This is a genomic window from Pseudomonas sp. TE3911 (genome assembly GCF_054062775.1).
Genome location: NZ_JBSSFP010000001.1, coordinates 6,100,303 through 6,122,558 on the forward strand (window position 1 = coordinate 6,100,303; position 22,256 = coordinate 6,122,558).

Genomic DNA, 22,256 nt, shown 5'->3' on the forward strand with positions numbered 1-22,256 from the left:
CTGCTCCTACAATTCAATGCTCAAGCCGTCGTAAGCCACTTCGACATTGCGCCGCACCAGCTCCGCCCGCTCGGGAGAATCTTCATCGAGGATCGGGTTGGTGTTGTTGATGTGGATAAGCACCTTGCGCTGCTCCGGCAGTTGCTCCAGCACTTCCAGCATGCCGCCGGGGCCGTTTTGCGCCAGGTGGCCCATCTCGCGACCGGTGCGGGTACCGACGCCACGGCGCTGCATTTCATCGTCGTCCCACATCGTGCCGTCTACCAGCAGGCAGTCGCTGCCGGCCATGATCTCCAACAGTGGCGCGTCGACTTTGCCCAGGCCCGGGGCGTAGAACAGTTTGCCGCCGGTGCGCAGGTCTTCAACGATCAGGCCAATGTTATCGCCGGGGTGCGGGTCGAAACGGTGCGGCGAGTAAGGCGGCGCAGCGCTGCGCAGTGGCAATGGAGTGAAGCGCAGATTCGGGCAGGCCGGGATGGTGAAGCTGGCGTCCAGTTCGATGCGGTTCCAGGCCAGACCGCCGTTCCAGTGGGTGAGCATGGTGAACAGCGGGAAGCCGGTGCTCAGGTCTTCATGGACCATGTCCGTGCACCACACCTGGTGCGGGCAGCCTTCGCGCAGGCTCAAGAGGCCCGTGGTGTGGTCGATTTGGCTGTCCATCAGGATGATCGCACTGATGCCGGTGTCGCGCAGGGCACGGCCCGGTTGCATCGGCGCAAAGCCTTGCAGCTGTGCGCGAATATCCGGGGAGGCATTGCACAGCACCCAATTCACACCATCGTCGGAGATCGCGATGGACGACTGGGTACGTGCCTGGGCCCGCAGGCTGCCATCACGAAAACCTGCGCAGTTCACGCAGTTGCAGTTCCACTGCGGGAAACCACCGCCGGCGGCGGAACCTAGAATCTGGACGAACATGGTTACTCCATCACGCAAAGCTCAAAACAAAAACGCCCCGGGCGAACCGAGGCGTTGTATTACCCAGCGGATTAACGGCTGGCGAAGTACATGGTGACTTCGAAACCGATGCGCAGATCAGTGTAAGCAGGTTTGGACCAAGTCATATTCTTACTCCTACGAAGTGATGGGACGTTTACTACCAAGTAATACATATAGTCCACCTCCAGTCGGAGATGTTCAGATGTGTGCGTAGGAATGTTACTCAATTCTTGTCAGGTTAGCGCTGTCTTGGTGGAAAAAGCCTGTTGCAGGGTTGGCAATGATCAGCCTGCTGGCGTTCAGGCGCTCAACGTCTCCGGGCCGTTGGCTACGTAGCGCCAGCCACCTAGGGCGTCATTCAATTGCTGGGCGGCCCGCAGCAGGTCTTCACGGCTAACGCTGTGGATCAGTTGCTGAATGTGCGTGAGATAACCCGACGGATGGCCGGCCAAGTGTGCGTGCCACAGCAGCTCGGCAGCTTGGGCGACCGGCAACGCCTGAGGTGAAAATTGTTGAGCCAGGGCAAGGTTGCCCAGATCTTCGAAACTGCCGACCAACGCAGGCAGTTGGGCCAGGAAAGTTTCCAGGTGTTCAACGATGCCTTCCAGGGACACGCTGGGAGACTGCACGCCAAACAACAGGCCGGTTTGCCCGTTTATCTGTCGGACTGCGCTGAATACTGCGTAGCCCAACTGCAGCTCAACCCGCAGGCGTTGGTAGAAAGGAGCTTGGAGCAGGTGTCCAAGCAGTCGCCACGACGCTTCATCGGCCAGGGATTGGCTCGGGGTCGGGCAAAACAGCAGCAAGGCGGCTTCGGTGGAGCTGGTTTTTATCTCATGCCACACGCGTTGACCACTGAGGTTTTGCAGTGTTTGTTCGATGTGGGCAGGTTGCCCAGGCAGACGGGCGGCGGCCGCTTTGATCAACGCTTGAGTTGCGATGGGTAAACCCAGGCCCAGGCCATGCCAGCGTGCGGTGGCCCAGGATGCAGGCTGCTCGTGGGGGGCGACATTACCAGCGGCGCAGCACGAGGGCAGCGCCTTGAGCAACGCTCGGATTGGGATCATGGGCGGTGGCGCGATGACAGCTTCTTGCGGCTGATTCAGGCTTTGCGCCAAGACCTCCAGCACGGCCGGCATGGGCTCGTGCAGGCCGGTCATTTTCACCAGCCAGTCACTACCGGTGGCTTCAAAGGACACTTCAACACCCGCCTGACGTGCATTTTCAAGCAAGGGCTGCAAGCTGCTTTCCACCCCGGCGGCAACTGGCGAGCCAAACCGCCATTGCAGGTACAGCGCGCCTTCGTCGCTGTCATCCGCCAAGGCCTGGCTGAATGTTAGCGCCGCTACCTCCCGGCGACCCCGCGAGCGATCCTGGGCAAAGGTTCGCAGCCCTCGGTGGGCGCTGGTTTGGCCGCGGATCAGGCCTGCGCGCTCTTGCTTGACCGGTGGGCGCAGGAACGGATTGTTCGATGGGAGTTGCCAGCGATGTTCAGCGGGCGGTAGTTGCAGTGATTCAAGCAGGGCCTTGAGCGCGGCGATGCCTTGTTCACCCAGATCGTCGCTGTCGTTTCGGGCCAATGTCAGGGCGCCTTGGATCTGTTGTTGTCGCACGTTCAGCAGCGCGAACTCTTCGCGCAGCGGAGTCCAGTCGCTGTGTGAGAAAAAGCTCAGCCAGTCGTGCAACAGTGCCTCAATGTGTGTCGCCGGTTTGTCTGCGGTCCCGAGCGTAAATTCGATATCCAGCACTGCTTGTCCGACGGCGTGGTACAGGACTGACGCCTGCAGTGCGCTGACCAATTGCCGTGCTTTCAACTCAGCGAGCAGCCCGCCCGGTGCAGAGGCGTTTAGCCAAGTGCAGAGGAAATCCAGTGCTTCGCGGGGTACGTCACAGGTGATGACGTGGTGCAGGTGGTCGCCTTCGGTGTGCTGATACCGCCGAGCCTGGCCTTGCATCAGGGCCGGTGGCGACGCCTGCGGATGTTGCGGGCCAGAGACCAGTTGCACACTGAACTGCTGCGCCAGGGCTTCCAGCTCTTGCAGCGACTGCGGACCGGCAAGGCTCAAAGTCATCTGCCCGCTCTGATAGAAATGTGTGTGGAATTCCCGCAAGGCTTGTTGAAACGCCTCGCGCTCCACCGGCAGGCTGTCGCGGTTCCCGGCATGAAAACCACGCAACGGATGATCCGCCGCCAAGCCTTCGAACAGCGCCACCTGTTGCTGAGCCTTGGCATCTTGAGACCAGGCGACAAACTCTGCGTGCAGCACTTCGCGCTCGCGCAGTTGATCCTCCAGCGTCAGGCGCGGATGGGTCAGCATGTCGGCCAGCCGTTCAAGTCCCTCTGCAAAGGTCGGAACGGGCAGTTCAAAGAAGAAGTCTGTGGTGCGTTCGCGGGTGCTGGCATTCACTTGGCCACCGTGACGTTGTACGTAGGCCATCAACCCTTCGCCGCTGGGAAACCGCTCGGTGCCGAGAAACAACAAATGCTCAAGAAAATGCGCCAGACCCGGCCAAGCCAACGGTACGTCATGGCTGCCGGCAGCCACCCTTAACGCTGCGGCGCAACGCTTCAAACGTGGCGCATGGCGCAGGCAAACCCGCAGGCCGTTGGCCAGGGTCAAATGAACGGGATAAGGGTGGGCCGGGACAGGCATGGGCACTTCCAGAACGGGGCAAGTGCCTATGCTAACAAACCCATCGGATCAGGGCTTGTGCAGCGGGCCGTAAAGCTCGGGGCGACGGTCTTGCAGGTAGTGATTGGCGGCGCGGGCGTCGAGGATCGATTGGTGATCCAACGTGCCGACAATCAAGGCTTCATCCAGACCGGCCTGGGCGATGCGCTGGCCATCCGGTGCGGCGATGCTGCTTTGGCCACAGTACTGAATCTCGCCTTCGTGCCCGCAATAGTTGGCATAGGCCACGTAGCACTGGTTTTCAAAGGCCCGCGCCCGCACGGTGACGTCGGCAACGAAATCGAACGGCACCATGTTGGCGGTGGGCACCAGTATTAATTCGGCCCCGGCCAAGGCCAGGCGCCGGGTGTTTTCCGGGAACTCCAGGTCGTAGCAAATCAGGAATCCCAGCTTCCAACCGTTGAGCTCCACCAGTGGGAAGTCATCGTCGCCGGCACTGAACATCGAATGGTCCAGATCCCCGAACAGATGGGTCTTGCGATAGTTGCAGAGGCGCTGGCCGTTGGCGTCTATCAGCTGCACGGCGTTGTAGATCTGCCCATCGTCGGCCCGCTCAGGATAACCATACAAAATGGCCAGTCCGGCGCTTTGCGCGATGTCGGCAATGCTCTGGGCAGACTCGCCATCCTGCGCTTCGGCCAATGCCCCGACGGCTTCTGCGCCGATGTTGTAACCGGTCAGGAACATCTCCGGCAGCACTAGCACATCGGCGCCGGTCGCTTCGTGTGCGAGCTGGCGCAGGCGCTTGAGGTTGCCCGCCACTTCCAGTGGCAGCGGCGGGCATTGGTACAGGGCGACACGCATGGCGTAACTCCTTATTCGGCCAGGGCGATTGGTCCGATGTCATCGAACACGTCGCCCGGCCCTGGGTTCTCGGCGTGAGTACTGCCACCGAAGTGGGTCATGATGCCCCACACCGCGTTCAGCGAGGTTTGTACTGCGCCTTCCACCCACGCAGGTGTCCAGGAAACGTCGTCGCCGGCGATAAAAATCCCACGCTGTTCGGCCGGCATGTCCTTCTGCATAAAGTGCGCATACATACGCTGGTTGTAACGATAGTGGCCAGGCAGCGCGCCTTTGAAGGCCCCGAGGAAATGCGGGTCGGCCTCCCAGGACACGGTGATCGGATCACCAATGATGCGCGCCTTGATATCGACTTTCGGGTAGATCTTGTTCAAGGCATCCAGGGCCAGCTTTACCCGCTTTTCGATAGGCTGCGGAAGCATTTTCAGCGCGTCGCTCATCCACGAGTACGACAAGCAGATCACCCCTGGTTTGTCGTCGCCGTTGTCGAACAGGTAAGTGCCGCGGGTGAGGCGGTCGGTGAGGGTCATGCTCATGAGGTCGCGGCCGGTTTCCGGATCTTTGTCTTTCCAGAAGGGGCGGTCGACCATCACGAAGGTTTTCGAGGATTGCATGTAGCGGGTGCGGTCCAGGGCCATCCACATCTTTTGCGAGAACAGGGTTTCATCGCATTCGATTTGGGTGGTCAGCAGCCAGCTTTGGCAGGTGGTGAGGACGGCGGCATATTCGCGGGTGTCGCCGTAGTTGTCGGTCACCGCGAAACGGCCATCGGCTGCGTGTGCAATGCGCTTGACCCCGGCTCTCGGCGCGCCGCTGTGCAACGAGCTGAGGCTGGTGCCGGCCGGCCAGTGGGCGCAGCGTTCCGGTACATGGCGCCAGATACCCATTGGCACTTGGGCCACGCCACCGACCACCAGGTGTTGGTGGTCGTCGCAGTTGGTCATCACTACGCGGAAGATTTCCAGCATCGAGTTGGGAAAGTCCGAGTCCCAGCCGCCGGTGCCGAAACCGACTTGCCCAAACACTTCACGGTGATGAAACGACAACTTGGCGAACGCCTTGGACGTGGCGACGAAATCGTAGAAGGTGCGGTCGTCCCACAGGGGCACCAGCTTATTCCACAGCGCTTTGAGGCGCGGTACGTCGCGGTCGCGAATGGCTTGCTGGATATCACCGAACTGCGAGCCGGCTTCCAGGGCGTCGGCCCAAGCGTCAGCCACTTCCTGGAACAGTGCAGGCAAGTCGGACAGCTTTTGTGCGTAGTGGGTTTGGCCTTCGAGGTCGATCACGGTGCTGCCGGAGGCCGGCGTCAGTGGGTTGGGGAACGGTTTGGTTTCCAGTCCCAGCTTGTCCACATAGTGATAGAAGGCGGTGGACGACACCGGGAAGCGCATGCCGCCCAGCTCGGCGATGATGCCTTCGGCACCTTCGAAAGCCTGGGAGCGCAAACGGCCACCCATTTTCGAGGCTTCGTACACCACGGGTTTGAGGCCCAGCTTCATCAGCTCATAGGCGGCAACCAGCCCGGCGATACCTGCGCCGATGATGGCTACTTCTGCACCATGGTTGGCGGCGGGGATGCTGCCCAAGCCTGCGGGGTGCTCGATCCAGTCATCAAAGGCAAACGGAAAATCCGGGCCGAAGATGGTGATGGGCTTTTTACCGTCTGCAGGGTGGCGACTGTTTTTGTTCGACGTATTCATGGCTGACCTGGCTGGATACCCGGCGGGGCACGACCCGCTGAGTATAGGAAAAGATGGCAGCCAGTTTAGGGAGCGTTGCGCTCGTTAATAAGACGCAATGTGTCGTCGGAATGAATTGTTTTCAGTCGAAGTGACGAGGTTGCTGGTCATATTGGTTGTCCGCGATCCAATTTGTTACTGAGGATGATCGAGGTGGTGGTTTTCTCTACACCATCGACACTGCCGATCTGGTCCAGTAACTGATCCAGTTGCTCCGGCGAATCCGTCCGTAGCCAAGCCACGTAATCAAACTCGCCGCTCACCGCGCACAACTGTTGCACCTGAGCCATGGCACTCAGCCTGCGCAACACTTCTTTGCCTGAGCGAGGTTGCACAGTGATGCCCACGTAGGCCTGCAAACCACCGTCCGCCACCCGTTGGCCCAAGCGCACGCCATAACCGGTGATCACTTGGGTTTTCTCCAGGCGCGCCAGGCGGGAGGTCACCGTGGTGCGCGCGATGCCCAACTGCCGCGCAAGCATGGCTACGCTTTCGCGGGCGTTGATCTGCAAGGCGGCGATCAGTTGGCGATCGATTTCATCGAGGACAGGCAAGGGAGGCTCCGTGACGGGCTGCAATGGGAACGCATGTTACAGGCTTGAATCGTCCAGCAGGCAGCGGGCAAACAGTTGTGGCACTGGTAAGTGCCGTTGGCTATAGCGACTCAGTAGGATGACCTCTCGGTAAAACGTCAGGTTGCCCAGCGGGATTATTCTTACTTGGGGCGAGCGCTCCAGCCACAGTCAGAGTTTCTTCGGCCACCCATTGGTCATCCCCGAACATCCGAAAACCGCCTTCCAGGACGCGGCCCACACCAATGCCGTCGACGTCCACGATGTCCCCGTGCCGTATTTCGGCGTGGTATTGGGCTGTGAAGATTGGCACGTACTGGCGGAACGCTTGCAGGCGCGAGGTACGACGTTTGCGCTGGAGTTGCATATTTGGTTCAAGGGCCAAGTAGGAGGGTGGCGACATTGTTCCTGTTTGACCCGTGCGTTAATGCGCTTGATTTCAAAGCATCCAGGGATATTGGTCCGTTGTTTGCGAAGTGAGGCGGTGGACGTTGTGTGGACAGTCCGGACACTGAGAGTGGGTCTTCAGACACACAAAAGCCGCGCAATGCGCGGCTTTGGAGTTGGTGGGCCCACACGGACTTGAACCGTGGACCAAAGGATTATGAGTTGCTGGACGAGGTGATATGCCTAGAGAAATCGTTCGTAGGTGAACGTAAGTTGGCATAGCTGGAGGCCCCGTAGTACGTGGTGTTAAGCGTAATTTTGAAAAGGTTGCTCAAGCTGAGTACTGTACCGTGGTTGTACTGATTTTGCGCCCTTTGAGTTTCGCAATTTGCCCCGCAGTGAATTCTTCGCCCACGATCTTCTGTAGTGCCCCCGGGCTAATTCTCTTGCATCTCAAAACCACGTTCCATTCACAGATCGAGAAGCAAAGCGCGACTTGGCCTAAGGCATGCGTATAGTCTGACTTTAAAAGGTTGGCGATTGCGGTGACCTTTCATGTGCGCTAGATCCGTGCTTTCTAGGATCAGAATTAGGCCGCGCCCGCAGAGTTGGCGAGGCTGGTCAATGTGGCATTACACATTTCCGACTGCACCTGGTCTGCGTTACAGCCGCCACCCATCATTTATCAGTGATTTTGGCGGCATCTAACCTACGTTAGGAGTTACCAGTATGTTCAAAGTAACCCCCCAATCCGCTTGCAAGGTCCAACGCTAAGATTATCGATCAACGCGCTGTTGATCGACTGTTGTCCCATATGATTTTGGGTCAGAGACGGCACCGAGAAATCGTGCCAGGGCTTCAGTCCCCCCCCGTGAACCGCCGCCGCGTCAGGAAAAGCACCACGCCCAGCGGCACGGCCAGCAGTGCTAGCAGCTCCAGGTCAAAGCCCAGCACCTGCTGCTCACCAACCTTGAAGATGCTGACCAAGCCCGTTGCCAGCAGCGCCAAACCCAGCCACTTGCGCAGCGGGTATGGTTTCAGAAACTGAACGAGGATCGCGCCCAGCACCAGAAGGAAGACAGTTTGCATGATGTAGGGCATGTGCAGTTCCTCAGACCTTGATGACCAGCGTCACGACAGAGCGCTGTGGGCCAATCCCGCCATGTACCTCTCCCTCGATGCTGACCAGCACGTCACCTGCATGAAGGTTCGGTAGGGCCCCTTTGAGGTACCAGTTGACACCTGTCGTCACGACTGCACCTGAAGCCCAACCAATGAGCGGCCCGCCCAACGCACCTACCTTCCCGGCAACGCCACCTGAGGCCGCAGCAATTCCCTTGGCGACGTTGCCGCGCATAGTAGTGATAGCGTCGGCCTGCTGCCGGGTCAGGGGATTGGAAATGCAGACTGTCAGCAGGCATGGCAGGTTTCGAGCCTGCATTCGGTCGTACATATCGACGACGATGCTGTTGACTTGGTAATGGGCGCGTTTCGCTTCGCCAAAGTGCAGCTCGCGCAGGCGACCTCGGTCGCTTTCCATGAGGGTGATTTGAGACAGATTGAAGACGATCCCTTCCTCGGACCTGTACTGCGTGGTCTTCTCGAACTTCATGCGCGTATCCATTCGTGCAAAAAGACGATGATTTTCTACAAGCGGTGACTAAGATGCAAACGGTCTGTGATGTGAGGCCCCGGGGAATTTGACGTCTGCACGGGTCTCATCGCCAGCAAGCCAACTCCCCGGTAACAACACATCGAGCGCGTCGGTTTTGGAGACGTTAGGCCGAGGCGCCTCCGCACGAGGCACTGGCCGGGGTATGTTGTGACCGTGTAAAGCTCCGTCGACAACTTCTGCATTGCGCTGAGGGTTAAGGGCGTGCAATCAAACTGCAATCGCGGAATCCCGCCGCACCTCTCTCACGAGCCTGAAGGCGGCGGGTGATAATCGGGGTGCCCCTCGGTGCGCTCACCACGTGCAGAAGCCCAGAAGTATTTCGCGTGATGCTTGTAGACGTCGGTGACTTCCGATAGGTCTAAGCCCAGACCTTGAACCAAACTCTGTTGTCGCTGATGCCCAATTGACCCGGCTACCGAAATTTGGCTGACCCAAGCCTTGGCGTTGTAAGTATTAGCAGGTCTGACTTTGAGCGGATCACTGATGGAGCGGCTTTAAGTCGGCATCTGGGTTAATTCTGCATCAGCGATAACAAATGGTGGGTTTCTTGGTGGGGGTTATGCCGCTCAGATAGCGCTTGAGTGCAGCCTCTAGCGTCATTTTCTCCGAGCCGCTACGTCGGATGTACACGCCACGCACCATTTCTTCTTCGGTACGCCTCGACCAGTCCTCCGCATCACGCTTTGTGCGGAAGGTTTTGGAGACTGTGGGCCAGCCATTTTTACGAATGAGCGCCTTCAGGTGCCGGAAGGAGTTTTGACGAGAGTAGCCATGAGAGGGTGCTCCTAGGCGGCTGGCGAACCAGCACTGTACCTAAATTGTACCCTTGGACCATAGGACTGTATCTGTGGTGGACCAGCCAGAAACGCGAAAGCCGCGCAATGCGCGGCTTTGGAGTTGGTGGGCCCACACGGACTTGAACCGTGGACCAAAGGATTATGAGTCCTCTGCTCTGACCAACTGAGCTATAGGCCCTTAACAGGTCGCGGATTATAACGATGGTTTCTTCTGTGTGCTATCCGAAAAATCCTCAATGCTCATACGAAGGAAGGTAGCGACAAAAAGCTCCGGCGGCAGTGGCAAGCTGACGATGTAGCCTTGCATCTGTTCGCAGCCCTCAGCTGCCAGGAAGGCTTGCTGCGCGGGGTTCTCCACGCCTTCGGCGATGATGGTGAATTGCATGCTGTGGCCCAGGGCGATGATAGCGCGCACGATGGCGGCGTCGTGGGGGTCGTCCGGCAGGCCGCGGACGAAGGATTGGTCGATCTTCAGGAAATCCAGCGGTAGCCGTTTGAGGTAGCTGAGGGACGAGTAGCCAGTGCCGAAGTCATCAATTGCCAGCTGCACGCCCAGTTGTTTGAGTTGGTGTAGCACCTCAAGTGCTTCTTCGGCCTGGCTCATGATGAAATTTTCAGTGATCTCCAGTTGCAGGTGACCTGGGTCGAGGTGGTAGTCGCGCAACAGTTGTTCTATTCGACTCAGCAAGCCGGGATGGCGTAGCTGCGCACCGGCGAGGTTGACCGACAGCGGGCCGAAATCTTCGTAGGTGCCCTGCCACGCGTGCAGTTGTCGGCAGGCCTGTTCCAAGACCCAATCGCCAATTTGCAGGATCGTGCCGTTCTCTTCGGCCAGGGCAATAAAGTGTTCTGGCGGTACGTCGCCAAAGGTGGGGTGATGCCAGCGGATCAGGGCTTCGGCACCGATCAGTTCTTGTGTTACCAGGCTCAGTTTCGGCTGGTAATACAGGCTCAGCTCTTTACGTTCGATGGCTCGCCGCAGTTCATGCTCCAGTGCCACACGCTCGTTGGCCTGAGCCGTCAGGTCGCGGGTGTAGCTTTCGACCCGGTTACGTCCCTTGGCTTTGGATCGATACATCGCAGCGTCGGCATTCTTGACCAAGGTGGCGACATCCGTACCGTCCTGCGGGTAAAGGCTGGTGCCGATGCTGGCGCTGATGAAGAACTCGTGCTCGCCAGCCTGGAATGGCGGGGTGAAGCAGGTCAGTAACTTGTTGGCCAATTGCTCGGCGTCATTGGCGTGTTGCAGGCCGGGCAGCAGGATGATGAATTCATCGCCGCCCAGGCGCGCTACGGTATCGATGTCTCGCAGTTGGTCCTTGAGGCGCACGGCAATGTCTTTGAGCAGCAGATCGCCGATCGGGTGGCCGAGGCTGTCGTTGATGTGTTTGAAGCGGTCCAGATCGAGGAACAACACCGCGCCCTGTTTGCCAGTCTCTTGATGGCCGTTTAGGGCTGCCTGCAACCGGTTTTCAAATAGAGTGCGGTTGGGCAGCCCGGTCAGTGGATCGTGGTGCGCCTGATAATCGAGGCGCGCCTGGGCCAGTTTGAGGCTGGAGATGTCTGCAAACACCGCCACAAAGTGAGTGATCAATTGATCCCGGTTGCGCACGGCGCTGATGGTCAGCCAACTGGGGTACAGTTCGCCGTTCTTTCGACGGTTGGAAATCTCGCCCTGCCAATGACCTTGGGCCGTCAATTGGTGCCACATCGCGGCGTAAAACGCGCTGTCATGCAGGCCAGAGGCGAGGAGGCGGGGTGTTTGGCCGAGGGCTTCGGCTTCGCTGTAGCCAGTGATTTCGCTGAAGGCGCGGTTGACGGCGCTGATGTTCTGCCGGGTGTCGGTGATCAACACCCCTTCAGCGGTACTCTCGAATACCGTCGCGGCCTGTTGCAGTTTTTCCTGCATCAATTGACGTTCGGTGATGTCGCGGGCGATGGTCAGCATGCAGTCTTCCCCGGCGATCGGCAGCGGGCGACTGGACACTTCACACATCCGAATTTCACCGTCGCTACGGCGTATGTGGCAGATGAAATCACGCACAAAGCCATCTCGCTGCATCAGTTCCAGCATGTGTTTGCGTTCGTTGAGATCGACCCAGATGCCCAGTTCCAGTGTTGATTGGTCGAGAGAGGTGGCGCTGGTGTAACCGGTCAGGCGGCTGAAACCTTCGTTGACTTCAATCAGCAGGCCGTCGCGTTGGCGGCTCAGCAGCAAGCCGTCGGGCGAAGCATGGAAGGCTTTGGCGAACTTCTCTTCGGAGGTTTGCAGCAGTTGCTGGGTTTCCTTGAGTTGGGTGATATCGCGCACCACCACCACGATGGCTTCAATCGCGTCGAGCTGGAAGGGCTCCGCGGAGATAAGCCCGGTGAAGGCTTGGCCGTTGCTGCGCAAAAACGGCATTTCAAGGTTGCGAATACTGGTTGTCTGGACGCGTTGCAACAACTCCGGACCGATGCCCGGGATGCCCCATATCTCCAGTTCCGTGCCGGTTCTGCCGATCACTTCCTCGGCGGTCAGGCCGATTTGATCTTCGAACGCTTTATTGACCTCCAGCAGACAGCCATCGGAAAGCCGCGCGATCACCAGGATGTCGGGGCATTGCTGGAAGACCGAGGCAAACTTCTGCTCGGATAGCTGCAGCGCCTCCTCGGTGCGCTTGGCCTCGCTGATATCAATCATCAAGCCGCGCAGCACCGGCTCATGGCCGTGTTCGATCAGGCTGACAATATCGCGTACCCACAAACAGCGGCCGTCGGCGGTGATCACTCGGTAATCAATGCTGTGGTCGCGGTTGGCGCGGGTTTCGCGATAGCAATAGGCTTCGGTGCGGATCAGGTCGGCGGGGTGAATGATGTTGCGCCAGAAGCCCGGAATCAGCCAATGGGCTCGTGGGTAACCCAGCAGGTCCTCGGCGTGGGGCGACACGTAACTGTAGGTGAAATCGGTGATGCTGGCTTCCCAGGCAATAGCGGACAAGCTTTCTACCAGGCCGCGATAGTGGTACTCGCTGCTGCGCAATTCTTGTTCAAGCGCGACGCGGCGGGAAATTTCCGAACTCAGCCGGCGATTGATCCGAATCACGACGGCCAATACGGCGATTAGCAGCAGCACGGCGGGCAGGCCGTACATCAGCAGGTCGCGCCAGAACGTGCGGTTATCCGTGAAGTTGCCTACCCAGTGCTGTTGGATGGCATTGGTTTCATCGGGGCTGAGGTCGGCCAGGACTTTATCCAGGATGCCCACCAGTATTTTGTCGTCCCGTGGCACTCCCATCGCCAATTGATAACGGTAAGGGGTATCGCCGCTGACGTATAGACCATCGAGTTTTAGTTCGCGCAGGCTCCAGACGCTGGACGCCAGGTCGCTGACCACGGTATCGACTTCGCCGGTCGCCAAGGCCTGCAGCGTGGAACTGACGTTGGGCATCGCGACCAGGTTGAGGTCAGGATGGTGGGTGCGCAGCAACTCGTGAGGGGCGTAGTTCTCCACCACGGCAACCTTCAATCCGTAAAGGTCCTTGAGATTACGCGGCCGTGCCCCGCCTTCGTGGGCAAGAATCACCATCGGGAAGTCGATGTAAGGCCGGGTGAAGGCCAGATAATTCTGGCGCTCCGGTGTCGACATGATGCTGGGGATAAGGTCGAGCTGATTGCTTCGAGCCATCTCCAATACGGCACCCCAGCTCGGCGGCTCGATTATCTTGACCCTGACGCCCAGGCGATCCTGGATCAGACGCACGTAATCCGCCGACAAGCCTTGGTATCGACCATTTTCATCACGGTATTCGAAGGGTGGCCACGAGGGGTCCACTCCCAGTCTCAGCTCCTGATGGTCCGCCAGCCAGCCACGCTCATCATCAGTAAGAGTCAACGCGCCAGCCGTTGCGGTCCAGTTCAGCAGCGACAGCAGTATCACGGTCGGCAATCTGGGCATAACGGTCTCGTTATGGCACGGGGGAATGTGTCGAGTGTAGACGGGCATTGCGGGGGGAGTGGGGCAGTACGGGATTTTATCTATGCAAAACAAAACCCCCGGCATGGGCCGGGGGTTCTGGTATCACTCGTCGAGGAAGGAGCGCAGATGCTCGCTTCGCGTCGGGTGGCGCAATTTGCGCAGCGCCTTGGCTTCGATCTGACGGATCCGTTCACGGGTCACGTCAAACTGCTTACCGACTTCCTCAAGGGTGTGGTCGGTATTCATGTCGATGCCGAAACGCATGCGCAGTACCTTGGCTTCACGGGCAGTGAGGCCGGACAGTACGTCGCGAGTCGCTTCTTTCAAGCTCTCAACTGTGGCGACATCGATTGGCGACTGCATAGTCGAGTCTTCGATGAAGTCACCCAGGTGGGAGTCTTCGTCATCACCGATCGGGGTTTCCATGGAGATCGGCTCTTTAGCGATCTTCAATACCTTACGGATTTTATCCTCAGGCATTTCCATGCGTTCGCCCAGCTCTTCCGGGGTCGGTTCGCGACCCATTTCCTGCAACATCTGCCGGGAAATACGGTTGAGCTTGTTGATCGTCTCGATCATGTGCACCGGAATACGAATGGTGCGGGCCTGGTCGGCGATCGAGCGAGTGATCGCTTGACGGATCCACCAGGTGGCATAAGTCGAGAACTTGTAGCCGCGACGGTATTCGAACTTGTCCACAGCCTTCATCAAGCCGATGTTGCCTTCCTGGATCAGATCGAGGAATTGCAGGCCACGGTTGGTGTACTTCTTGGCGATGGAGATCACCAGACGCAAGTTCGCTTCTACCATCTCTTTCTTCGCGCGGCGGGCTTTAGCCTCACCGATCGACATGCGACGGTTGATGTCCTTGATCTCGGCAATCGTCAGACCGGTTTCGGTCTCAAGTGCAGTCAGCTTCTGCTGGCAGCGGATGATATCCGGCTGCAGGCGACCAATGGCTTCAGCATACTTCGCCTTGCCTTTGGCCAGAGCGTCGCTCCAGCTTTCGTCAACTTCGTTGCCCGGGAACTGGCGCAGGAAGTCAGTACGCGGCATGCGAGCATCACGAACACAGAGCTGCATAATCGCACGCTCTTGTGCGCGCAGACGCTCAAGGGCGCTGCGAACGCGTTCAACCAGGCCTTCGAATTGCTTCGGAACCAGCTTGATTGGCATGAACAGCTCAGCCAGCGCCAGCAGCTCGGCAATTGCCAGCTTGTTGGAGCGACCGTGCTTTTTCAGGGCCTTGCGGGTGACTTCCATTTGATCGGAAACCGCACCGAAACGCTGGGCGGCGATGATCGGGTCTGGACCGCTTTCGACTTCTTCTTCGTCGTCGGTGCTGGCTTCAGCCTCGTCGTCTTCGGAGTCGTCGTCCGCTTTCGCGGCTTTCGCATCGACAGGCGGCGGTACTTCGGCAGCAGGCGGCGCAATACCGTCGTCCGGGTCGATATAACCGCTCAGGACGTCGGACAGGCGGCCACCTTCGGTGGTGACGCGAGTGTACTCGGAGAGAATGTGGTCAACCGTGCCAGGGAAGTGCGCGATTGCGCCCATCACTTCACGGATGCCCTCTTCGATACGCTTGGCGATTTCGATCTCGCCTTCGCGTGTCAGCAACTCGACGGTACCCATTTCACGCATATACATGCGCACAGGGTCAGTCGTGCGACCGATGTCGGTCTCCACCGCGGCCAACGCAGCAGCGGCTTCTTCAGCGGCTGCCTCGTCGGTATCGGCGTCGGCCAACATAAGGGCGTCCGCATCCGGAGCACTCTCGTGTACGGGGATCCCCATGTCATTAATCATGCGGATGATGTCTTCCACCTGCTCAGGATCTGAAATATCCTCAGGCAGGTGGTCGTTGACCTCTGCGTAAGTCAGATACTTCTGCTCACGACCAAGGGTGATCAACTCTTTGATACGAGACTGCTGTTGCGCTTTTCCGGACATAACACCCTATCCACTGAAGGTCTTGGCGGGCAAAAAACAAGCCGAGGATTATACCCGAGCTATGACCTCACACGCCAGCTGAGGTCGGGTTTGATGCGGAAACATTCTGTTTTAAGAGGTCGCGCATCTGTTTTGCTATCTGAATTTGCTCTTCAGCCGATAATCCTGGCTGCCTTGCTCTTTTGATGAGTTCATCGAGGGTTTGCGTATGCTGACCCGCAGATAACCTAGTAATGGTGTCTAAAAACTGTTGTTCAAGGTTATCGCCGTCAATTAGCCACTCCTTTTCCGCAAGTGCTTTCAACAAGCGCCCTTGTTCTGTGCCGTGCCAGCGTGCCATCAGCTGAATTGAGTTTAGCTTAGGATTTTTCTGCACGGCTTCGATCAGCGCGATCAGCACCTGAGCGTAGGTATTGCTCGCATTGGCAAAATGGTCGGCACTTTCGACCTTGCCCGCCAGTTGCGGGTGGTGAATGAGCGTGCGCAGGGCGATCAGCGTGGGCGCTTCTACGGCAACTGGCGTGCGTGGGGCGTAGGCCTCATCGCGATCGCCACGCTTGCCGTTCTTGCTCCACGGTTTCTTGTCCCATTTCTTGCCGCCGGCACCGGGCTTCTTCGGCGTCCATTCCTGCTGGGGCGCGTAGGCCTCCTGCGGCTGGAAGTCGGCATAGTCCGGCATGGCGTCGTAATCCATGCCCGGGTCGTAGGCGGGCGGAGCATCCTGCGGTGCGCTGTGCACCAGCTGACTGACGGCTTCGCCGCTTAGCCCGGTAATTTCCAGCAGGCGTTGGCGCATCAGGGTGCGCAGGTTGGCGCCAGGCACCTTGTCGATCAGCGGCGCTGCGAGGGTGGCCATATGGGCCTTGCCTTCAAGGGAGCGCGGATCGGCTTCCTCAGTCAGTTGCTGGAAAAAATAATCGGCCAGCGGCTGCGCATGTTGGTTGATGCGTGCGCGGAATGCGTCAGTGCCTTCGGAGCGCACCAGGGTGTCCGGGTCCTCTCCCTCGGGCAAGAACAGGAAGCGCGCGCGGCGCCCATCCTGCAGGCTCGACAGCGTGGCTTCGAGTGCGCGCCAAGCGGCGTTGCGGCCAGCCTGGTCGCCGTCGAAGCAGAACAGCACGCTGGGCACGACGCGAAACAGGCGCTTCAGATGTTCTTCGCTGGTGGCGGTGCCAAGGGTGGCGACGGCGTTGCGCAAGCCTTGCTGGGCCAGGGCGATCACGTCCATATAGCCTTCAACCACGATGATTTCATCGAGGTTGCGATTGTTCTTGCGCGCTTCGAACAGGCCGTAGAGTTCCTGGCCTTTGTGGAATACCGGGGTTTCCGGGGAGTTCAGGTACTTGGGTTTGTCGTCGCCCAGTACGCGGCCACCGAAGGCGATGATACGGCCGCGGCTGTCACGGATAGGGAACATCACGCGGTCGCGGAAGCGGTCGTAGCGCTTGCCGGTCTCGGCGTTTTCCACCAGGAGGCCTGCGTCGATCATCGCTTTTTGCTGCAGAGTGTCGCTGCTCAAATGTTTGTACAGGTTGTCCCAGCCGGGTGGCGCGAAGCCGAGACCAAAGTCGCGAGCGATTTCACCGGTAAGGCCGCGGCCCTTGAGGTAATCGACTGCTGCCTTGCGCTGAGGATGACTCTTCAGTGCCTGCCGGTAAAAGTCGGCGGCCGCAGTGAGCAGCGGGTATAGCGGCGAATCGGTGGGTTGCCGTGGTTTGTGCGGGCGGCCACTTTCTTCGCGGGGGACTTCCATGCCGGCGGCTTTCGCCAGGTCCTCGATTGCCTGGGGGAAGTCCAGGTTGTCGTGGTCCATCAAGAAGCCGAGGGCGTTACCGCCTGCGCCGCAGCCAAAGCAGTAATAGAACTGCTTGTCTGGGCTGACGCTGAACGACGGGGTTTTTTCTTTGTGGAACGGGCAGCAGGCGGTGTAATTCTTGCCGGCTTTCTTCAATTGCACGCGCGAGCTGACAACATCGACGATGTCGGTGCGGTTCAGAAGGTCGTCAATAAAGCTCTGGGGAATTAGCCCGGCCATGGCGTTCTCGTCATCACTGCGTGTAAATGAGGGCCCGTGAAGTGCTCAAGCGCTTGGGTCGAGTGGCTCGACCATCAATCGTCTGCTTGGGCTGTATGGAAGTGTATCTGCCGAACATTCACTGACGTTAATTTCTATCAGTCTTCGGCGAAGAAATGTTGCCCCTGGCTCCGGTCTTGGCCGCTGGCGGCCTCGGAAGCTCATCGATGGGCACAGCCGACCGTTGATCGCCTGTTTACAGAATAAGTGTGCTCGTCAGTAGCCTTGTTAGGCTCGTCAGAAGAGACGTGCACCGCTGGCAAAAGAGCCAGTCCTGACGTGTGAAGCAGTTGTCTCAGTCGCATGTGCGGCTTCGACGATGAAGCATCAAGCGATATCTGCAAATGCCAATAGCCCGGCTGAAGGGCCGGGCTTGGCAGAAGCTTGCTACGAACGTCTGTGTATTAGTACAGACGAACGGCGCGGCGCTGCTCGCGCTGAACTTTCTTGGCGTGACGCTTAACAGCGGCTGCTGCTTTACGCTTACGCTCAGAAGTTGGCTTCTCGTAAAATTCGCGGCTACGAACTTCGGCCAGTACACCGGCTTTTTCGCAGGAGCGCTTGAAACGACGCAGAGCTACGTCGAAGGGTTCGTTCTCTTTAACTTTGACGGCTGGCATCCAGAGCTACCTTCTTTCATTACCGGGATCAACGTTCTCGTCGCAAAAAATTCGCGGCTGAGGTCGTCGGTTTTTAAGGGTTGCGGATGTTAACCCCTCATTGACCGGAATGCAAAGCCTCTGATCGAAAACCGCTAGTCGGGAGGGGGAGTGGCGACTATTATGCGCGCCTTCGAATTTAGCCTCTACAAGGCGCAAACCCATGCTAGTACTGGGACTTGAAACCTCCTGCGACGAAACCGGTGTCGCACTTTACGACAGTGAACGCGGGCTTTTGGCCGATGCACTGTTCAGTCAGATCGACCTGCACCGCGCTTATGGCGGCGTGGTGCCGGAGCTGGCCAGCCGTGATCACGTCAAGCGCATGCTGCCCTTGATTCGCCAGGTGCTGGACGAGGCCGGTTGTGTGCCGACCGAGATCGACGCGATTGCCTACACGGCGGGCCCTGGATTGGTCGGAGCCCTTCTGGTTGGGGCCTCTTGCGCACAGGCGCTGGCTTTCGCCTGGGGTATTCCAGCCCTGGGTGTGCACCATATGGAAGGCCATTTACTGGCGCCGATGCTGGAAGAAAACCCGCCGCAGTTCCCGTTCGTCGCTTTGTTGGTTTCGGGGGGGCATACGCAGCTGGTTCAGGTCGACGGAATCGGTCAATACACGCTTTTGGGCGAGTCGCTGGACGACGCCGCCGGCGAAGCTTTCGACAAGACTGCGAAGATGATGGGCCTCAATTACCCCGGCGGACCGGAAATCGCCCGTCTCGCCGAAAAGGGCGTTGCTGGTCGCTACACCTTCCCGCGTCCGATGTGCGATCGCCCCGGTTTGATGTTCAGCTTCAGCGGTTTGAAAACCTCTGCGCTGAATACCTGGCAGCACAGCGTCAGCGCCGGGGACGACAGCGAGCAAGCCCGTTGCGACATCGCTCTGGCGTTCCAGCAGGCCGTGGTGGAGACTTTGACCATCAAGTGCAAGCGTGCTCTGAAACAGGCTGGCATGAAGCGTCTGGTGATCGCTGGCGGCGTCAGCGCCAACAAGGCGCTGCGCAGTTCATTGGAAAAAATGCTCGGTGATATGAAGGGGGATGTGTTCTACGCGCGCCCTGAGTTCTGCACCGACAATGGCGCCATGATCGCCTATGCCGGTTGCCAGCGTCTGCTGGCGGGGCAGCACGAAAGCCTGGCGATCAGCGTGCAGGCACGTTGGCCGATGGAGCAGCTGCCGCCGTTGTAGGCCGTTATTTGGGCGCGACGTGAGCCAGGTTCATCTGGGGGATTTAAAAATGCCGTTCGCGCCCGGCAAACAGGTCGCGTAAATTGCCCCGATGGCGCCAGACGATCAGCAATGTCAGCACGCTCATCGGCAGCAGCGCCGCCGGTTCCTGCCAGGCCAGCAATGGCAGGGTGAGCGGCGTGGCGATCAGTGCCGCCAGTGAGCTGGTTCGGGTCAGGTAGAACGTCAGCAGCCAGGCAAGCACGGCCAGTAGTGCCGCCGGTGGGTAGATCCCCAGCAGCATACCGGCCGCCGTGGCGACACCTTTGCCGCCGCGAAATCGGAAGTACAGTGGAAACAGATGGCCCAGGACGGCGCACACGCCCACCCAGGCCTGCTGTTGCAGGGTAAGGCCGGCGGTGCTGGCGATCAGCACGGGCAGCAAGCCCTTGCACAGATCGCCCAGCAGCGTCAGCACGGCGAGCTTCTTGCCGGCCAGGCGCAACATGTTGGTGGCGCCAGCATTGCCGGAACCACTCATTCGCGGGTCGGGGTTTCCCGTCAGGCGGCTGAGCAAAATGGCGAAGGACAGCGAGCCGAGCAGGTAGGCGAGAATCGCCAGTGACCAAAACATGCTAACTATTCCGGGCGAGGACGCCCTGATTCTAACGGGGCATCGCGCCCTTGTCGTGCTGCGGAGAAGAGCTTGGACAGAGTGTTTATCGAAGGCCTGGAAGTCGACACCGTGATCGGGGCCTACGACTGGGAGCGCGGGATCCGCCAATGCCTGCGTCTGGACCTGAGCTTTGCGTGGGATAACCGCCCGGCCGCCGCAGGTGACGACCTGACCTTGGCGCTGGATTACGCCAGCGTTTCGGCGCGTATCCAGGCGTTTGCCGAACAGTCCCAGTACCAACTGGTGGAAACCTTTGCTGAGCGCTTGGCCCAAGTGTTGATGAGTGAGTTCCAGATTCCCTGGCTGCACCTCAAGCTGACCAAGCCCGGCGCAGTACCGGCCGCCAAAGGTGTGGGCGTGGAGATTGAGCGCGGATGTCGCTAACTCAGGTTTACCTTGGCCTCGGTAGCAATATCGAGCGCGAGCTCCATCTGTGCGCCGGGCTCGACGCGTTAGCGAGCTTTCTGACGGATATGCGCTGCTCGGCGGTGTTTGAAAGCCAGCCGGTGGGCATCAAAAGCGGGCCGTTCTTCAATCTGGTGGTGTCGGCCTATACCGACCTGTCGTTGACAGAATTGGACCGCCGTCTTAAGACCATCGAAGCTGAAAACGGCCGCTACGCGCCGGACCGCAAAGGCCTGCCATTGGACATCGATGTGCTGCTGTACGGCGAGTTGGTGGGGGATTTCGACGGTTTGATTCTGCCCCGTGCGGAAATCCTGAAAAACGCCTTTGTTTTGTGGCCACTGTCGTTGATGGCGCCGGACCGCGTGCATCCTGAGGTGGGTAAAACGATGGCTGATCTGTGGCGGGATGCGCAGATCGATCAGTTGCTGGCGCCTGTCGCCTTTGAGTGGCAGGGCCAGCACCTGACGCCGAATGCGCTTCTAATTCGATAGGGCGCGTTGTTCCTTGTAGGCCTGCAACGCCTTGAGCCGTTCGCGCTTCAAGGCTTCGCCCAGCTCAGGGCCTTTGAAACCCTTCTCCACCAATGGCGCCACCGCCACCTCGCGTGCTGTCTGCGCCGCACCGCGCAAATAATCTGCCTGTGGATAACTGCGTTGCTCGAAGCCCTTGCGGCCCCGGGCATCCATTTCACAGGCGACCACAAACTCCTCAAAGCGCTGCGGTCGGCGATATACGTCAAAACTTTGCAGTAACTCCAGCAGCGTCGAGGCTTTCAGCTCCAGCGCTCGATGGCCGTGGGTGTGATATTGACCCACCAGCAGCGCCAACTCCTGGCAATCCCTTGGCACTTTGAAACGTTCATTGACTGCCTTGATCAACTTCAAGCCCCGATGCTCATGGGCGATATGCTGTGGCAACTTATCCACAGGCGTTAGACCTTTGCCCAGGTCATGCAGCAGGCAGGCCCAGCGCACGGTCAGTGGCTGTTTGTGCAAGGCGGCCTGCTCCAGCACGCTCAAGGTATGCACGCCAGTGTCTATCTCGGGGTGGTGGGCCTCGGGTTGGGGGACGCCGAAGAGTGCATTCACTTCCGGCATCAAGGTTTTCAGTGCGTCGCAGTCGCGCAGGACCTGAATAAACACCTGAGGCTGATCTTCCATCAGCGCTCGGGAGATTTCCTTCCAGCTGCGCTCCGGCGTCAGGGCTTCCAATTCGCCTGACTCGCTGAGTTGACGCATCAGTTCCAGAGTCTGCGGTGCCACTGTAAAACCAAGATGTGCATAGCGAGCGGCAAAACGTGCGACGCGCAGAACTCGCAGGGGATCTTCGGCGAAAGCGGGGGAAACATGGCGCAGAACGCGGGCTTCGAGGTCACGCTGGCCGTTGTAGGGGTCGGTCAGGTTGCCGTCATCGTCTTCAGCCATTGCGTTGATGGTCAGGTCGCGACGGATCAGGTCTTCTTCCAGCGTGACCTCGGGGCTGGCGTGAAAGACAAAACCGCCATAGCCCCGGCCGCTCTTGCGTTCAGTGCGGGCCAAAGCATATTCGTCGCCGTTCTTCGGGTCCAGGAACACCGGGAAGTCAGCGCCTACCGGCTTGAAGCCCTTCGCCAGCATCTCCTCGGTGGTCGCGCCGACAACGACGCGGTCGATATCAGTGACCTTGATGCCCAGCAGGCGGTCACGCACGGCGCCGCCGACTTTGTAGATTTTCATGAAAAAGCCTCCATTAGCGGCACAGGATACCGCCTG

Annotated in this window: 17 protein-coding genes, 1 tRNA gene and 3 pseudogenes; 4 read left to right on the forward strand and 17 right to left on the reverse strand. The window is 59.0% G+C overall.

The window, feature by feature from the left end:
* Window positions 1-6: 6 nt before the first annotated feature.
* The 7 genes and pseudogenes from pqqB to ACVWXD_RS27785 all read right to left on the reverse strand — a co-directional run.
* Window positions 7-918, reverse strand: a complete 912-nt coding sequence (gene pqqB / locus ACVWXD_RS27755; RefSeq protein ID WP_457371540.1) for a pyrroloquinoline quinone biosynthesis protein PqqB — start codon at window positions 916-918, stop codon at window positions 7-9.
* A gap of 71 nt (window positions 919-989) precedes the next feature.
* A complete protein-coding gene (gene pqqA, locus ACVWXD_RS27760; RefSeq protein WP_003194766.1) occupies window positions 990-1,064 on the reverse strand; it encodes a pyrroloquinoline quinone precursor peptide PqqA in 75 nt (24 codons plus the stop codon).
* A 174-nt stretch (window positions 1,065-1,238) separates the two neighbouring features.
* Entirely contained in the window at window positions 1,239-3,593 is a 2,355-nt protein-coding gene (pqqF, locus tag ACVWXD_RS27765) for a pyrroloquinoline quinone biosynthesis protein PqqF (protein WP_457371541.1), read from the reverse strand.
* Between the two features lie 48 nt (window positions 3,594-3,641).
* Window positions 3,642-4,436 carry a carbon-nitrogen hydrolase family protein gene (locus ACVWXD_RS27770; protein WP_122681314.1) on the reverse strand — a complete coding sequence of 265 codons (795 nt, stop codon included), beginning with the start codon at window positions 4,434-4,436 and terminating at the stop codon, window positions 3,642-3,644.
* Window positions 4,437-4,447: 11 nt separating this feature from the next.
* Entirely contained in the window at window positions 4,448-6,139 is a 1,692-nt protein-coding gene (locus ACVWXD_RS27775) for a flavin monoamine oxidase family protein (RefSeq protein ID WP_032883896.1), read from the reverse strand.
* Window positions 6,140-6,285: 146 nt separating this feature from the next.
* Window positions 6,286-6,732 carry an Lrp/AsnC family transcriptional regulator gene (locus ACVWXD_RS27780; RefSeq protein ID WP_032883895.1) on the reverse strand — a complete coding sequence of 149 codons (447 nt, stop codon included), beginning with the start codon at window positions 6,730-6,732 and terminating at the stop codon, window positions 6,286-6,288.
* A 36-nt stretch (window positions 6,733-6,768) separates the two neighbouring features.
* Window positions 6,769-6,921: pseudogene (locus tag ACVWXD_RS27785) on the reverse strand (LysR family transcriptional regulator); the annotation flags it as partial.
* Window positions 6,922-6,925: 4 nt separating this feature from the next.
* On the opposite strand from ACVWXD_RS27785, the pseudogene ACVWXD_RS27790 reads away from it, so the two are divergent.
* Window positions 6,926-7,230: pseudogene (locus ACVWXD_RS27790) on the forward strand (VOC family protein); the annotation flags it as partial.
* Between the two features lie 765 nt (window positions 7,231-7,995).
* Here the strand turns inward: ACVWXD_RS27790 and ACVWXD_RS27795 are convergent.
* From ACVWXD_RS27795 to rpsU, 8 genes and pseudogenes are all read right to left on the reverse strand, one after another.
* Window positions 7,996-8,238: a hypothetical protein gene (locus ACVWXD_RS27795; RefSeq protein ID WP_181642913.1), complete on the reverse strand. Its 243-nt coding sequence runs from the start codon at window positions 8,236-8,238 to the stop codon at window positions 7,996-7,998.
* A 10-nt stretch (window positions 8,239-8,248) separates the two neighbouring features.
* On the reverse strand, window positions 8,249-8,749 hold the full coding sequence (locus tag ACVWXD_RS27800) for a hypothetical protein (protein WP_177434271.1): 501 nt from the start codon (window positions 8,747-8,749) through the stop codon (window positions 8,249-8,251).
* 600 nt (window positions 8,750-9,349) lie between these two features.
* Window positions 9,350-9,585, reverse strand: a pseudogene (locus ACVWXD_RS27805) (site-specific integrase); the annotation flags it as partial.
* A gap of 125 nt (window positions 9,586-9,710) precedes the next feature.
* A tRNA-Ile gene (locus ACVWXD_RS27810) sits at window positions 9,711-9,787 on the reverse strand.
* Between the two features lie 15 nt (window positions 9,788-9,802).
* Window positions 9,803-13,546: an EAL domain-containing protein gene (locus ACVWXD_RS27815; protein WP_095185048.1), complete on the reverse strand. Its 3,744-nt coding sequence runs from the start codon at window positions 13,544-13,546 to the stop codon at window positions 9,803-9,805.
* 123 nt (window positions 13,547-13,669) lie between these two features.
* Complete coding sequence (gene rpoD, locus ACVWXD_RS27820) at window positions 13,670-15,520, reverse strand: RNA polymerase sigma factor RpoD (protein ID WP_095185047.1); 1,851 nt, start codon at window positions 15,518-15,520, stop codon at window positions 13,670-13,672.
* A 67-nt stretch (window positions 15,521-15,587) separates the two neighbouring features.
* A complete protein-coding gene (gene dnaG, locus ACVWXD_RS27825; RefSeq protein WP_032883872.1) occupies window positions 15,588-17,555 on the reverse strand; it encodes a DNA primase in 1,968 nt (655 codons plus the stop codon).
* Window positions 17,556-17,998: 443 nt separating this feature from the next.
* On the reverse strand, window positions 17,999-18,214 hold the full coding sequence (gene rpsU, locus ACVWXD_RS27830) for a 30S ribosomal protein S21 (RefSeq protein ID WP_002551877.1): 216 nt from the start codon (window positions 18,212-18,214) through the stop codon (window positions 17,999-18,001).
* Window positions 18,215-18,416: 202 nt separating this feature from the next.
* On the opposite strand from rpsU, the gene tsaD reads away from it, so the two are divergent.
* On the forward strand, window positions 18,417-19,442 hold the full coding sequence (gene tsaD / locus ACVWXD_RS27835) for a tRNA (adenosine(37)-N6)-threonylcarbamoyltransferase complex transferase subunit TsaD (protein ID WP_032883871.1): 1,026 nt from the start codon (window positions 18,417-18,419) through the stop codon (window positions 19,440-19,442).
* A gap of 43 nt (window positions 19,443-19,485) precedes the next feature.
* On the opposite strand, the gene plsY is transcribed toward tsaD, so the two are convergent.
* Window positions 19,486-20,055, reverse strand: a complete 570-nt coding sequence (plsY, locus tag ACVWXD_RS27840; protein ID WP_032883869.1) for a glycerol-3-phosphate 1-O-acyltransferase PlsY — start codon at window positions 20,053-20,055, stop codon at window positions 19,486-19,488.
* A gap of 72 nt (window positions 20,056-20,127) precedes the next feature.
* On the opposite strand from plsY, the gene folB reads away from it, so the two are divergent.
* Window positions 20,128-20,481, forward strand: coding sequence for a dihydroneopterin aldolase (folB, locus tag ACVWXD_RS27845; RefSeq protein ID WP_032883867.1), 354 nt, complete (start codon window positions 20,128-20,130; stop codon window positions 20,479-20,481).
* Window positions 20,472-20,996, forward strand: a complete 525-nt coding sequence (folK, locus tag ACVWXD_RS27850) for a 2-amino-4-hydroxy-6-hydroxymethyldihydropteridine diphosphokinase (RefSeq protein ID WP_095185045.1) — start codon at window positions 20,472-20,474, stop codon at window positions 20,994-20,996. Before folB ends, folK begins: the two co-directional genes overlap by 10 nt.
* Here folK and ACVWXD_RS27855 read toward each other — a convergent pair.
* The gene (locus ACVWXD_RS27855; protein ID WP_099601627.1) at window positions 20,985-22,220 is read right to left on the reverse strand and encodes a multifunctional CCA addition/repair protein; all 1,236 of its coding nucleotides are present in this window, start codon (window positions 22,218-22,220) and stop codon (window positions 20,985-20,987) included. The two genes, folK and ACVWXD_RS27855, sit on opposite strands and share 12 nt — an antisense overlap.
* Window positions 22,221-22,256 lie beyond the last annotated feature (36 nt).